This is a genomic window from Roseibacillus ishigakijimensis (assembly GCF_016595415.1).
Taxonomy (GTDB): Bacteria; Verrucomicrobiota; Verrucomicrobiia; order Verrucomicrobiales; family Akkermansiaceae; genus Roseibacillus; species Roseibacillus ishigakijimensis.
In genome coordinates, this window is record NZ_JAENIO010000007.1 from 71,499 (window position 1) to 84,925 (window position 13,427).

Here is a 13,427-nt window from a genome sequence, read left to right on the forward strand (position 1 = left end):
CAAGGGAAGACCTTTTCATGGCGGCGTGAGTGGTGAAATCGTCTTTGCTCTCAGCCCAGGGGAGCGAGCAATTGGCTGAGGGTTTCTTCGTCGGGGACTCCTTGGCTGGCGGCATCGAGAATGGAATTGGCAAGGACGGCCTTCTGCTGCTGAAGGCGGTGGATGCGGTCTTCCACGGTGTTGTTGCAGAGAAGTTTGTGGACGAAGACGGGCTTGGTTTGGCCGATGCGGTAGGCCCGGTCGGTGGCCTGGGCTTCTGCCGCCGGATTCCACCAGGGATCGTAGTGGATGACGGTATCGGCAGCGGTCAGATTGAGGCCCGTGCCCCCGGCCTTGAGCGAGATGAGGAAAATGGGGATGGAGCCGCTCTGAAATTTCTCCACCAGCTTCCCGCGCTCTGAGGAGGCACCGGTGAGCTTGAGGTAGGGCACTTTGCGCTTGGTCAGCTCCTCTTCGATGAGGCCCAACATGGTGGTGAATTGGGAGAAGAGTAGGATGCGGCGATTTTCCGCGAACAGGATGTCCAGCAGCTCGAAGAGATAGGTGAGTTTAGCGGAGCGGGCCGCTTTTTCTTTAGCGGCCTTCACTGTGGAAAGTTTTTCGCCAGCTGGTCCCGTCCATTCTCCGCTCACCAGGTCGGGGTGGCAGCAAATCTGGCGGAGCTTGAGCAGGGCATCGAGGATGGTGATTTGCGATTGGGAAAGGCCGCGCGCGGCAATGGCATCGCGCACTCGCTTGTCCATGGTCACGCGGACGGATTCGTAGAGGTCCTTTTGCGCGGTGGTTAGCTCGATGGGGTGGACGAGGATGGTCTTGGGAGGCAGATCGGTGGCCACTTCGTCCTTGGTGCGGCGGAGGATGAGGGGGGCCAGGCGGGTGCGCAGGGCCTCGCGGCGCTCGAGGTCGTCGTCCTTCTCGATGGGGGTTTGGTAGCGGCTGCGGAAGGCCTGTAGATCGCCGAGAAAGCCAGGGATGAGAAAGTGAAAGAGGGACCAGAGTTCACTGAGATTGTTCTCCACCGGGGTGCCGCTCAGGCAGAGCCGGTGTTCGGCTTTCAGCTGGCGGGCAGCCACCGAGACCTTGGCCTGTGGGTTCTTGATGTGCTGGGCTTCGTCGAGGATGGCGAAGCGAAAGGCGTGCTTTTTGAGTTTTTCGATATCGCGCTGGAGAAGAGCGAAGGAGGTCAGCACGAGATCGGCATGAGGGATGGCCGGGTAGGCTTTGGCCCGCTTGGGGCCGGAGAGGGTGAGCACGCGCAGGCTGGGAGCAAACTTTTTGGCCTCGGCGGCCCAATTGGGCACGACGGAGGTGGGTGCAATGACGAGACTGGGGCTGGGCTCGGGCCCCTTGCGAGAAAGAAGGAGGGCCAGGGTCTGCATGGTTTTCCCCAAGCCCATATCGTCGGCGAGGATGCCGTGTAAATCGTTGTCGGCGAGTGCGCTCATCCATTCGTAGCCCGTTTGCTGGTAGGCCCGGAGCTGTGCCTGCAGGCCCGGGGGAGGCTCTTGGGGAATGCGCTCTTTTTTCTCGGCAAGGTTTTGCCGTAGCTTTTGCAAGCTCGGGGCGGTGGTCTTGATGTCGAACTCCTCGGCCAGCGCAGCGGCATCAAGAGGATGGAGCGGGAAGTCGGGATCGAGAACGACGGAGAGATGGTTGAGGACCTGCTGGAGGCGGGCCACCGGAAGGTGCAGCGCGGATCCATTAGGAAGATAGACGAGGTGGCGATCGTCGGGAGCCTTGGTGGCCAGCTGATCGAGGGTATCGCCTTCCAAGAGCTTCAGCAGGATGGGCAGGAGATCGAAGGACTCGCCATCGACCTCGAAGCCGACGCTGAGGGTGAACCAGCCGCCGGGGGTTTCGTCGAGGCGAGCCTCTAGGTCGCTACTGGAAACTTCGTAGATGTGGTGGCCGAAGTCGGGCTCGACCGTGACCTCCCAGCCCGCCTGTTTCAGCTTGGGAATGGCGGTGGCGCGGAACCAGGGCCAATAGAGGTCGGGGGTGGTTTGGTAGGGTTCGGGAAAAAAGGCGGAGGCCTCCGGGGCCAGGGAGCCTTGTTTCTCTTTGGCTGCCAGCCCGAGGAGAAAGCGAAAGGAGGGCTGCCCCGCGATGGAGGTCAAGCCGATGGTGGCCAGCTGCTCCAGAGCCCGGCGCTCGCGGGCCGCATCGCGGGGAAAGGGCGACTCCTGGGGTAGAGAGGAGAGGGGGATACGGTGAGGGCCGTAGCTCACGGTGGGGCGGGCCACCAGCCACATCTCGCGGTCCTGCTGGCGCAGGGCTTGTAGTAAAAGGCGGGTGACCTTGGAAGCGACCGGCTCGGGGGTGAGGTGGAGGTGAAATTGCGGAACTTCCGGCTCGCCACTGGGCTCGGGCGGGAGGTTTTTCTCTGGCGCGGCCGGCGAGGCGGCGGGCGCTCCTCCGCCTCCCCGTTGCAAGCGGGAGAAGGTGTTTGCCTTGCTGGTGAGAAAGAGAACGGCCGCTGCGTGGGCACACTGGTAGGCGTGATCGCAGGAGCAAAAGGTGTCGAAATCCCACTCCCCGCCGTCTTCGGGCCAGAGATTGACTTCGACCTCGGCGCCTTCACAAGTGGCAGTCAGTTGCACTCCGCCATCCTCGCTCTCGACCAGCGCGAGGTCGGGCAGGAGGGGCTTTTTGGCGAGCTTTTTCCCCTGCACGAGGATGTGGTCGTCAAAGCGCGCCAACCAGCTTTGCGCAGCGAGATAGGGGTGAAGGGACGCGCTCACAGTCATAGTCTGCCTCGGAAAAGTGGTGGAGCCCAAGCTTCGATTGGGCCGGCAGTGTCAGAGTGCAGTAAAAAGGACCGCTCGCCCCCAAGGCCAGCCCCCCAATTTCCCGGTAGGGGGGGCCTGTTGTCGACTTTTCACCGCAGTGGGGAGGGTCTTGTTTGATAGGGTTCCGCGCTTTCGGGACTTTTTTGCGCACCTCATCGTGATAGTCTTCATCCGCTGAGCAGCTCTTTGGCTTCTCAGTTCTCCTCGACTCGACCGTGAAGCCGTTTCTCTTTGCCGCCCTCTCGCTCATCGCTTGCTGCCTATTGCTCAATTCTTGCGCTTCGCGGGGGCCGAGCTCCGCCCCATCGGCTGCGGGAGTCTCCCTCACTCGGGACGAGTGGGGCCATCGGGAAGGACCGCGAGGCTTCCGCACGGTGATCATCGATGCGGGGCACGGCGGTCATGACAGCGGAGCCGTCTCGCGAACCACTGGCCAAAAGGAAAAAGATCTCGCGCTGGATACCGCTCAGAGGCTCAAAAAGAAGCTGAGCCGTGACTTCGAGGTCATCATGCTGCGTGAGAGCGACCGCTTCATCGATCTCGACGAAAGAGTTCGGCTGGCAAGTCAACGCGATGGTGCCATTCTCCTGAGCCTACATTACAATTCTACCGGCAGTGGTGGGGGCTCAACTCGCGGACCGGAGACTTACTATTGGCGAGTGGACTCCCATGGCTTGGCCTCACGCATCCAAGAGGGTTTGGAAGCCGTTGTCCCGTCCGCGCAGGGGAATGCCGGTCTCAAACGCCGCCGACTTCGCCTCACTCGCAATCCCGATGTGCCCTGTGTTCTCCTGGAGTTCGGCTATCTCTCCAACTCCACCGAGGCCAGGCTCTGCGCCAACCCCTCCTACCGCGAGCGGCTCGCTGACTCCGTTGCCAGAGCGGTCAGCGTGCAGGCCCGTTTAGGCGACCAAGGAACTGGGGCGCGGCCACAGCCTCTTTGGCAGCCTCCTTCCCGTCCGACGGACCCACCCGGTTCTTGAACGGTCCGGAGCGGTATCGTTCTGACTTCTGGTTCCCATAGGATCCCTTAGCTTTACAGGGTCGTTGTTGACTCTGCGGTGAGGGAAAAAGAAAAAGATTTTTGTCACCGCCCGGGGAGTGGTTTGCTCTTGGTAGATGATGGCAAAGAGTGTGACTGGTGAGCAGGAGTTGGCTTTGGTGCGAAGGGCCCGGCGGGGAGATGAGCGCGCTTTTGTGGAGTTGGTGGGACTCTACCAAAATCTGGTGACTTCGGTGACCCTTTCTGTCCTTGGGGAGCGAACTTTGAGCGAAGATGCGGCGCAAGAGGCTTTTGTGCGAGCTTGGAAGGGCTTAGGGCAGTTGAAAGCCGAGGAGAAGTTTCGGTCGTGGTTGGTGTCCATTGCGAGACGCAGTGCGCTTCGGCTGCTGTCTGAGAAGAAGACGACGAAAGAGAGTCAGTTCGAGGGTGCCGACTCGCGTTTGAGGCCGGATGAATTTGTGGTGAAAAGCGATGACTTTGACTTGGTCATGAGCAGTTTGTCGGAGCTACCGGAGAAATATCGTCTGCCGATGATCTTGTTTTATCGCGAGGGGGAGTCGGTAGCGGCGGTTGCCGAGAAGTTGAGCATGCGTCCCGATGCGGTGAAGCAGCGCTTGAAGAGAGGGCGGGATATCCTGAGAGAGAAGGTCGAGCAGCGTTTGGCGCGGGCATTACGGATGTCTGCTCCGGGAGCGGCATTTACGGCGGGGGTAGCAGGGGTTGTTTCGCAGGCGGGAGGAGTCGGGACGGCGGCGGCGGCCGGTTTGGCAAAATTTTCTGTCACCTCGGGCTCGTCCTTGGGCTCTTCATCGATAGCCACTGGGGCAAGCGCAATGAATTCAAAAATGACAACCTTATTGGCGGTCGGGGTGACCCTGGCAGCAGTGCCGGTCGGGTATGGAGTCCGGGAGTTGACTGCCCGTGAAGAGCGAGGAGGGGCGGTCGCGCAAACCGCGATTGTGGGGAGAGAGACGAAGTTGGAGGATGAGCTGCGGCAGCGGCCTCTGCCTCCGAGTCAGGTGGTTGATGAGTGGCGTCGGCTCGTTGAAAAACACGGTCGGACGAGTGAGGGAATGGTGAAGATTTATGAAGAAGTGGACCAAAGAGAAAAAGGATTTGTGCGGGCGTCTTTGGAGACAGTCTTGATGGCGAATTGGGTGAGAGTGGATGCCTTGGGTGGATTTGAGAAGGTTTACCAGGGGCGGAGTTGGTCGAACCGGTATCTCTTTTTGGATGAGTGGATGAAGGCAAACCCGAGGGCAGCCATGGAGCGAACTCTCGCTTGGTTGGCAGAGGATGAAAAGAGGCAGTTTCCTGAATCCGCCGCTCTCATCTTGGCGGAGCAATCCCCGGATATGTTTCTCGAGTTTCTGGAAGAATTACCCTTTCGATTGGGGGTGTCGAGTGCGTTGACGGAGGGCTTGGCCTTGGTTGCCGAGAGTCGGCCCCTTGAGCTTCGGGATCGGGCTTTGATGATAGAGGGCGACAGCCAGCGGGTGATTTTGACGGCGGCGTTAAAAGCTTGGGGGAAACTCAATCCCAGGGCGGCTTTGGCTTGGATCAAGGAGCATCCGGGGGAGCTTGACCAAGTTCACACTGAGCGCTTCTTTGCCGTTGCCGAAGGGTGGGCGGAGGCGCAACCGGGTGAGATGCTCACCCAATTGGATGAGGTGTGTGGTGATTTGCCGAAGGGTTGGGATCGCCAGGTTCTGTATTCGCGTCTGGCGACTCTGGCATTGACTCAGGTGGTGGACGAGGATTTGGAAGGAGCGTTCCGGTGGTGGGGCAAGAATTTGAGGAAAATTCCGGCTCGGACGATGCACCATAAAATGGGTCAAGTGATTCGGCAGGAGTTGACTCGTAATCCCGCGCGAATGATTTCGATTCTAGCGCAGCATGGCTTGTTGGCGGAGATGGATAACCAGTTTCGGGATTCGGGCAACGGCTCGGATCTCACGGCCAAGTGGCGGGAGCTTGCCGAGGCCGTTAAGGAGATTCCTGCTAGTCCAGGAAGGGAAGAGTTGGTTCGGTCGGTGGCGTGGCAGCTGTTGCAGACTTCCGATTGGGATGCCGTGGAGTTTGTCGATCTCGCGGACGGAGAGCGGGCAGAGTCAGCTGCGCGTAAGAATGTGGTGAACGGGTTGCTGGGGCGGGAGGTGAATCTACCGAAGTTGCAGAAATTGGTGGCTGATTTTCCTCACTGGGCACGGGAATTTGAGGGGGAGGCTTTACAAAAGTTGCCTCATTCGGCTTCTGAGGAAGCGATCGATCACGAGGCTTGGATTCCGATTTTCGAGCGGTTGATGGATGCGGGCACCTATCAGAGCTTCAATGATTTTCAGCCCTTGATTTTGTCTTTGGGTGGGTCCTATCTCGCGGAGGACCCGGAGTCGGCGTATCAATGGATGAATGAGGTCATGAAGGGGCACGCGGATGAGAGTATTGTGGAAAATTTTGTGGGGCAGGGGGTTGGGGCTTGGATCCAGTCTGATGCGGAGGAGGCGATGGCTTGGGTTGCTCAAAAGGGATTTGGCAGTTTTTCCCAAGAGCAGTTGCAGGGCATGGTTTGGGGGACGTGCCGCATTCCAGATGGCTTGCCCTACTTTTGGCAGATTTTCGCGGCTCTTGGGCCAGACAGCCAACGAGCAGGAATGGTGCATTCCGCCATGGATTACCATGGCGTGGAGAAGGTGAGGCAGGGGCTGGAGGAGGCGGAGTTGACTGCGCAAGAACGAGCGTTGCTGGAGAGTTTTTTGAAATGAAGAAGAGATTGTTTTATCTGTTGGTTCCCATTTTTGCTCTCTCGATAGGATATTTTTCGAGCTGGTCCAGTCGGGAGTCAAAGGAAGAGCTTGTGGCTAATCGTGCTCCGACCAAATCGCAAACTAGGTGGAAAAACCAGCAGCGGGTAGCCGTCGTGCGAGGTCTCACGAACTGGCAGCGAAGGGAGGGAGGCGAGGAAGCTTGGTTGCGTTGGGTTGCGGAGCTGGAAAATGCGACGGTGGAGGAAATGCCTCGCTTTTTGGAGGCCTTGCCGAAGCGGAGCGGGGTGGCCATGGACCTGATTGTCGAACGCTGGTTAGACTTGGGGCCGGAGCATGCCTGGCAGCACTATCAGGAGCGCTTCGCGCGAGGGGTCATGAACTCCGGCTATTCTAGTCGCGAGGTGAGTTTGATGAGAGCGCTCGTGAGACGTTGGGCCGAGGAGGATCTGGAAGGAGTGCTCGCCGCCATGGAGGAAGGGAAAGCCTTGCCTTATCTGCAAGAGTTCCATCGCGAGTTGGCTCCGCGGTTGGCAAAAGTCGATCCTGAGCGGGGCTTGCGTTACGCGCTCAAGAACGGAATGCACCGGAGCGGGTATTCCTTTTTCCTCAGTGGGGAACCTCTTCAGCGGTTGATTGACGGCGATCCCCGGGTGGCGGCGGAACTCATTTTTGAGTGGGATGAAAGTAGGACCCGGGACGCCCGCAAGCAGTTGATTGAGAGGTGGGGATTGCAAAATCCCCAGAAGGCGATTCGCCTGGGATTGGACCGTGATGATGGCATGGGAGAGTTGTTTGCCGATGAGGCCTTCGTGGCCTGGGCGGAGGAGGACTATGCCGCGGCTTCTGCTTGGGTTGAAGGGGAGGCGAGTGTTCAGGAAGCGAGCTTGTTCATTGCTCCTTTGGTGGATGTGTGGTCACGGGAAGATCCGTTTGCGGCTTTGCAATGGGCGGAGGAGCAGTTGCCGGGGTCAGAGCTCACCGCGACCGTGAAGAGGTTGATTTTGGGGGCGATTGATAGGGAGGGAGTGGATGCCGGCGAGTTGTTGCGTCGGGTGCGTTCACCGGACGGGCAGCAGGAGGCGGCGGTTGCTTTGGCGGAAGCTCTCTGGGGAAGTGGAAGCAGCGGGGAGACTTCAAATGGGGGAGAGACGGACCGAGAGCGCTTGGCTTGGTTCGACCATATCACGGATGAAGAGACTATCAACCAGTTGCTTCTCAGCTTTACCCGCGTGAAGACGGAAGAGGGTCGGCAGTGGTTGCAGGAGTTTGCCCGCAGCGAAAGAATGGCGCTTTTGGAAAGGCATCGGGCAACTCTCTTGATTCAGCAGCTGCAGGACCCAAACAATGTGGGGGAGAGCTTCAAGCTGGTTGAGTTTGTGGATGAGAGATGGCGGGAGCAATGCCGGGCTGACCTTTTTGAGAGGTGGTATGTCCATGATCCTGATTCTTCGGCGTCTTGGCTGGAGGAAAACCCGGGAACACCACAGCTGCGAGCCCTCTTGTCGCAATCGATGGTGGAGCGCTTTTTTTCATCGATCGGAGAGCAGGATTGGCAGACGATGCGCCAGTTTAAGGCGAATACTCCCGCCCCCGTGGTCCGGCTCGTTCGGGAGGGACTCTTGCAAAATGTCGCCAGGGCACGGCTCGAGGGGCATTCCAACGAGGAGATCGAGCGGCATCTTGGAAAAATACTGCAAGTGTTAGATGAGTGAGGGAGTCACCTCCAAGAAGCGAGAGGCTCACTCGAGCGGGAAGCTTGGAATTATTCTGAGCCCAGCCAGAGGCTGGCTTTTCACCGTGGTGCTGGGCGAGTTAGACCAACTCAAGTCTTCATCTGGTGAAATGAAGGGACCTTTTTGCTAAGAAAATGCGCTGCGCGGTCGGACTCATCATTTCGGGTTCAGGATTCCAATTTGCGCGTTGTCAATCGGTTGTGATGCCCGCATCACGCTCTCTTTCCGCCTTGAACTTGAGCACCCGAACCTCGATCCTTTTCCTAGTTGAATCCTTTTCTTGGTATTAAGCTCTAGGAGCGAGCTGTTATTAATTCGGCGACCTTTTTCTCCAGAGCCTCAATGCGCTGTTCCATCTCTTGCCGCCAATCTTGGCTTTCGCGGTCATTGCTGGGGAATGAGCTGTCCGGGAGGGAATCTTCGGCCAGGAGATGGCGGAAGGTCTCTACCCGGCGACCGGCTCCGGAGGGAATGCGCTCCACGAGGGGACCGTGCGGGTAATCGATGAAACCGCTGAGAATTTCTTCCACTTCATCAAGGCTGGAGAAGTTATGCATCCGTTCGCTGCGTTGCTTCAGCTCGCCGGTGGTCTGGGTGCCGCGCAGGAGGAGGACGGTGAGGACGGCCCGCTCGCCGTCACTGAGGTCGAGGACATCGGGGAGGTTGTGCTCGTATTTGGGAGCCCGTCCGCCGAGAACCTTGGTGACAAGATAGTCTTCGGAGAGCTGCCGGAGACCTTCGCTCACTTCGTCCGCGCTGTAATTGCTGACCGGATGCCGGGAGGAACTCTGATTGCAGGCGGTGACGAGGCTGTTGAGAGTGAGAGGATAGAGGTCGGGGGTGGTGACCTCTTTTTCCAAGAGACAGCCCAGGATGCGGGCGGTGACGGCGGTGAGCTGGAGTTCGGGAAAGTGTTTCATGGGGCGGAGAGGCTACCAACGGCAGAGGGATTCGATATACTGGGCCGAGCCGTCGCGCAACCAGCCATCCAGCTGGGCAGGGTCCTTGAGCTGTTGCCCACGCAGGCGGGGCACGACGAAGTAGCCCACCTTGGCTTCGGGTAGGGTGGAGAGGTCGCCCCAGAGTTTTTCGAATTGAGCCACGGGAAAGACGTCTTCCTGACCATGGCCCCAGCGCTTTTTGACCTCCTTGAGAGTGATGTAGGTGGGTAGACGGCGGGCGAGTTGGCGCAGGGCGTTTTGAATTTTCCCCTTTTTGTCCTGTAAAATGTCCTCCCGGGTCAAGTCGATGAGCTGGAGGAGCTCGTCAAGTTCAATCCAGGTGGTGAGGGTGTTGTAGTAGGTGAGGTCGAATTCGGCCTCGTCATTGGGCATGGCTAGCCCCTCCACCAGGCGGGGGAGGCCATTGACGCGGGCCAGCCCTCCTCCCCGATCTTCGAGACGGCGGTTGATGACCTCGAAGGTGAAGCCTTGGCCCGATTGCCGGTGGCGGCCGAGGAGCTCTGGGTCGACCTGTGCTCCGAGGGTGTCGATGTTGTGCAGCATGAGGGTGCGCAACTGGGGGCGCTCTTGCAAGAGGCGGCGCAAGGTGCCGTTGAGAATGAGATTGGGGACCTCGAAGAAATGCCCCACCGGGTGGAGGCACTGGAGGGGTAGGTTGTCGGTGTAGTCACTGGCCTCTCCGGCGGTGCGGGCCCAGTTGATGAGGGCGCTGCGGGCGGATTCGCGCACTTTTTCCTGTTGCTCGTCGAGCCGCTGTTGGGCGGTTTCTTCCCAAGCGAAACGCAGATCGCGCTCGGTGGGGATCATGCGCAAGCCCACTGATTGGCCGCGCGACAGCAGAAGGGGGCCGGGGTAGCGGTAGTTGTCGACAGCTTTCAGAAAGGCGGCGGTCGGCTCGTGGGTGAGGTAGGAGGTGGTGAACAGGTGGGGCAGGGGGGTGCCCGCTTCCTCGCCCACCTTGCGCGATTTGGCGAGGTGCACTTCGAGGAAGGTGCGGAAGCTGCCTTTGAGGGGGGCAAAGGGATTGAGGGCCTTGCAAGTGCCGGCTCCCCCGGTCCAGCGCGAACCGGCTCCGGCGGCCAGGGTGACGACCGCGACTTCGCCCTGGCGGAGGGCTTCTTCGCCCAAACGGCGGGATTCCTCGGCGAGTCCGGCGGTGGTGTCGATGACGTCGTCGGCAGTGACATCCCTCAGGTCGGTGCTGGCCGGGAGGCGGTTTTGGGCCAAGCCGAGGCGACCGCGCTGGAGATCTTCGCGAATGGCTTCGTGCAGTTTACTGTCGAAGCCGTTTTCTTTCAAAAGGTGGTCCAAGCTGTCCGGGCCCTGGGCCGAGCCGCTGGCATTCTTGGGCAGAACGCTATCAAAGAGCTGGTGAATGGAGCCCTCGAAACGGGGATTTTGCAGGGAGGCATCGCGGTAGGCCAGCAGGTCCTGCCGCTGCAGGGGGGTGAGCTTGCTCTGCTCCCGGGCCAAGAGCTGGGGAACGTGAACCTGGTAGTAGTTGGGCGGAAAGAGGCGCTCGCCGGGGGCGCTTAATAGTTGCGCCACCGTGCCGTGGGGGTTGATGGCGAAATCGTAAACCACCGGGTCCATGGCGAAGGGGAGGGCTTTTTCCAGCCGCTGCTTCTCGGCGAGCATGATTTCGGCCATTTTTTCCTGAGCCTCCTTCTTGCGATGGGGGGCGAAGATGAAGCCCATGCCGCCGCCGGACATCCCGCCCAGCATCCAGAATCCCCAGAAGTCGTCGCCGAAGTGCTGGAAGGCCCGGGCGATGAGGGTGTCGGTGAAGAGGTTGGTGGCCCAGGGGATGATGGTTTGCAAAGGGCCGTAGAAATTGCGGGTGGTGGCCTTGCCGAGGGCCTGGATGTCCCCGGCTTTGAGGGCGTTGATGAGCTCGTCCAAGAGGGTGAGGGCCTCCTGGCGGGCCTGCCATTCCTTGCTCGAACGGAGGAGATACTTTTCGCTCACCATTTCCAGAATGGGGCCCACGTTCTGCGCCATCCCTCCATGCACGAGGACGAGGGAGTCCTGCAGAGCCTGTCGGGCACTGGCGGGGATTTCCTCTTCGTCAAAGACGTGGTGCTTGGGCATCAGGCGGCCGCGGGAGATGCCGTGTTCGGGGTCGGTGGGGCCGGCTTCTTCGCCCGAGATGAGCTTGATGCCGGGCCAGACCCCGCCAGAGTCCTGCCAGCCCCCGCCGGAACCGCCAATCCACTCGCCGAGAATGGCGCGGGCGAGGATGAGGCGGCGCTCGTTTTCCTGCAGGGGTCCGGTGAGGGACTCGGTTTGTCCGGTGGCTCGCATGAGGACCCCGATGAGGGCGGCAAGAAGGTTGGTGGAGACGGCGAGGCGGGAGCCTTTGGGGATGTTATTGACGGACGAAACCAGCTCCAGCCCCTTGCCGGGCCCGAGGAGTTTTTCCAAAAGGTGGGAGAGCTTTTGTCCCGAACCCTCGATGCCGGGAGGGACGATGCCGGCCGCGATGACTGCCGCCTTGAGGAGGCCGAGGTGGTCTTTGGCGAAATCGAAGATTTCTCCCAGGTTGTCGATGCGGGCGGTGGCCTTGAGGTCGATGGAGGTGAGGCGGATGACGGGCTCGTCGATGACGCGGAGATAGGCTTCCACCGGGGGCGCGGTCTCGGCATCGCGACCGTGGACCCCGAGGTCGATGGAGACGTTGATGACCTTGGCCCCTTCGGGAAAGTCCATACCGAGGAAGAAAATGTCGGACCAGGCGCTGTGGGTCAGGTCCATGCGCACCGGGGTGCGCTCCAGGAGGAGGGGGAAGCTGCCCGCAGAGTCGTCGAGGAGTTCGCGCTTGAGACGCAGGGGATGGTCGGCGGGATGCCCCATGCGGAACATCCACTGGTTGCCCCGCACGGTGCGGACGGATTTGCGGACTTGGTCGGCGAGGGTTTGGAAGGCGAGTTGATGGTAGGCGCTGGCCAAAGCCGAGGAGAGAGCGTCACCGGGCCCCGCGCGCTCCTGGGCGGCGAGAAAGGTGTCGATGGCTTCCTGAAAGCGGCGGTCGAGGAGGTGCTCGTGCCCGGCGAAGGGGATGCGTCCCACTGCCCGGCCCGTCATCTTGGGCGGGAGGTGAAAGCGGTGCAGGGCATAGAGAAAGAAGAGAGCCCGCACGCGCTGATAGAGATTGTCCTCGTGACGGCGAAAGTGGTCCAGCTCGCGGGCTTCGGCGAGCAGCTCTTCGAGGGAGAGCGCTTGGCAAGCCTCCGCGAGGGCCTGATCGCGGGTGGAGGCATCAGCACTGGTGATGAGGTCGGTAAGCATGGCAGGGAGCGTGGTGGGGCGGGTTTCAGACTCTTCCGGTGGATCAGGCCAGCAGTTCGATGATGGTGGCCATCACTTCGTCGCGATGGGGTCCGGCCAGGGAGAGGGCCAGTTGGGCGCGGAGGAGGCCGTAGCGTTCGCCGAGGTTGAAGCGTTGGCCATCAATGCGCAGGGCGAGGTATTCTCCGCTCTCAGCCAAGAGGTTGAGGGTGGCGGTGAGCCCCGTTTTTTCGCCCGCGGAGGCTTGTTGCACCTGCTCTTGGAGAAGGGTGAGCGCGCGGGCGGGCAGGATGTGCATGCCGAAGAAGCAGAGGTAATGGCCGGCCCGCTGCCCGGGCACGATCAGTTCCTGCTCCGCGAGGGTGGGAGTGGGCTTTTCGATGATGCGAGAAACTTCGTAAGTGTCCTGGGTGCCCGCGCGCAGGGAGGCGGCTACGGTGCCGTAGAGATGGAGTTGGGATTCGTGAGTAGGTTGCACACCGGAGATGGTGGCCTCTTCTTTGCTGGCCAAGGCGATGATCTGGGCCAGGCAGGACCGCTCGCCCAGAGAGCGGAAAAGGTGGTCGCCTACGAGGAGGAGAAAGCGCTCACCCGCCACAAAGTCGGCCGCCAGCGCGACCGCATGTCCGTAGCCCAAGGGCTCCTCTTGCACGAGGAAAGTGAGTCGCTCGGCATGGGGCCCGGCTGCGAGGCGGTAGGGCTCCTCTTCGCCGGGGGGAATGATGAGGGCCGCCGAATCGAGCCCGGCCTCGAAGACTTCCGCGAGCAGGATTTGCAGGGCGGTGCGGGTCTCGCCCTTGGAGTCGATGAGGGTTTGCAGGGGCAGGTGTTTGTCGGCGGGATTGGCCGAGGTGATGACGGCTTTGGTGAGATTCATGGATGGGAAA

8 protein-coding genes and 1 pseudogene are annotated in these 13,427 nt (G+C 60.5%); 4 read left to right on the plus strand and 5 right to left on the minus strand.

The genetic code is table 11. The annotated features are described in order from the left end of the window. Positions 1 to 50: 50 nt before the first annotated feature. Entirely contained in the window at positions 51 to 2,741 is a 2,691-nt protein-coding gene (locus JIN78_RS04450) for a DEAD/DEAH box helicase (RefSeq protein ID WP_200390735.1), read from the minus strand. Between the two features lie 263 nt (positions 2,742 to 3,004). Between JIN78_RS04450 and JIN78_RS04455 the strand changes: the two genes are divergently transcribed. Together JIN78_RS04455 and JIN78_RS17935 are read left to right on the plus strand one after the other, a co-directional pair. Continuing rightward, on the plus strand, positions 3,005 to 3,772 hold the full coding sequence (locus tag JIN78_RS04455) for an N-acetylmuramoyl-L-alanine amidase family protein (RefSeq protein ID WP_200390736.1): 768 nt from the start codon (positions 3,005 to 3,007) through the stop codon (positions 3,770 to 3,772). Positions 3,773 to 3,911: 139 nt separating this feature from the next. After that, a pseudogene (locus JIN78_RS17935) lies at positions 3,912 to 4,379 on the plus strand (RNA polymerase sigma factor); the annotation flags it as partial. Here the strand turns inward: JIN78_RS17935 and JIN78_RS17225 are convergent. Beyond that, positions 4,334 to 4,612 carry a hypothetical protein gene (locus JIN78_RS17225; RefSeq protein ID WP_234037790.1) on the minus strand — a complete coding sequence of 93 codons (279 nt, stop codon included), beginning with the start codon at positions 4,610 to 4,612 and terminating at the stop codon, positions 4,334 to 4,336. The pseudogene JIN78_RS17935 and the gene JIN78_RS17225 overlap by 46 nt on opposite strands. Positions 4,613 to 4,637: 25 nt before the next feature. On the opposite strand from JIN78_RS17225, the gene JIN78_RS04460 reads away from it, so the two are divergent. Both JIN78_RS04460 and JIN78_RS04465 read left to right on the plus strand, forming a co-directional pair. Further along, entirely contained in the window at positions 4,638 to 6,554 is a 1,917-nt protein-coding gene (locus JIN78_RS04460) for a hypothetical protein (RefSeq protein ID WP_234037791.1), read from the plus strand. 155 nt (positions 6,555 to 6,709) lie between these two features. Further along, complete coding sequence (locus JIN78_RS04465) at positions 6,710 to 8,269, plus strand: hypothetical protein (protein ID WP_200390738.1); 1,560 nt, start codon at positions 6,710 to 6,712, stop codon at positions 8,267 to 8,269. Positions 8,270 to 8,583: 314 nt separating this feature from the next. On the opposite strand, the gene JIN78_RS04470 is transcribed toward JIN78_RS04465, so the two are convergent. Genes JIN78_RS04470 through JIN78_RS04480 form a run of 3 tightly spaced genes read right to left on the minus strand, consistent with a single transcriptional unit; the run spans position 8,584 to position 13,417 of the window. Beyond that, positions 8,584 to 9,210 (minus strand): YceH family protein, encoded by a 627-nt coding sequence (locus JIN78_RS04470; RefSeq protein ID WP_200390739.1) that lies wholly within the window; start codon positions 9,208 to 9,210, stop codon positions 8,584 to 8,586. A 12-nt stretch (positions 9,211 to 9,222) separates the two neighbouring features. Next, positions 9,223 to 12,540, minus strand: coding sequence for a UTP--glucose-1-phosphate uridylyltransferase (locus tag JIN78_RS04475; protein ID WP_200390740.1), 3,318 nt, complete (start codon positions 12,538 to 12,540; stop codon positions 9,223 to 9,225). Positions 12,541 to 12,583: 43 nt separating this feature from the next. Next, entirely contained in the window at positions 12,584 to 13,417 is an 834-nt protein-coding gene (locus JIN78_RS04480; RefSeq protein WP_200390741.1) for a sugar phosphate nucleotidyltransferase, read from the minus strand. Between the last annotated feature and the right edge of the window lie 10 nt (positions 13,418 to 13,427).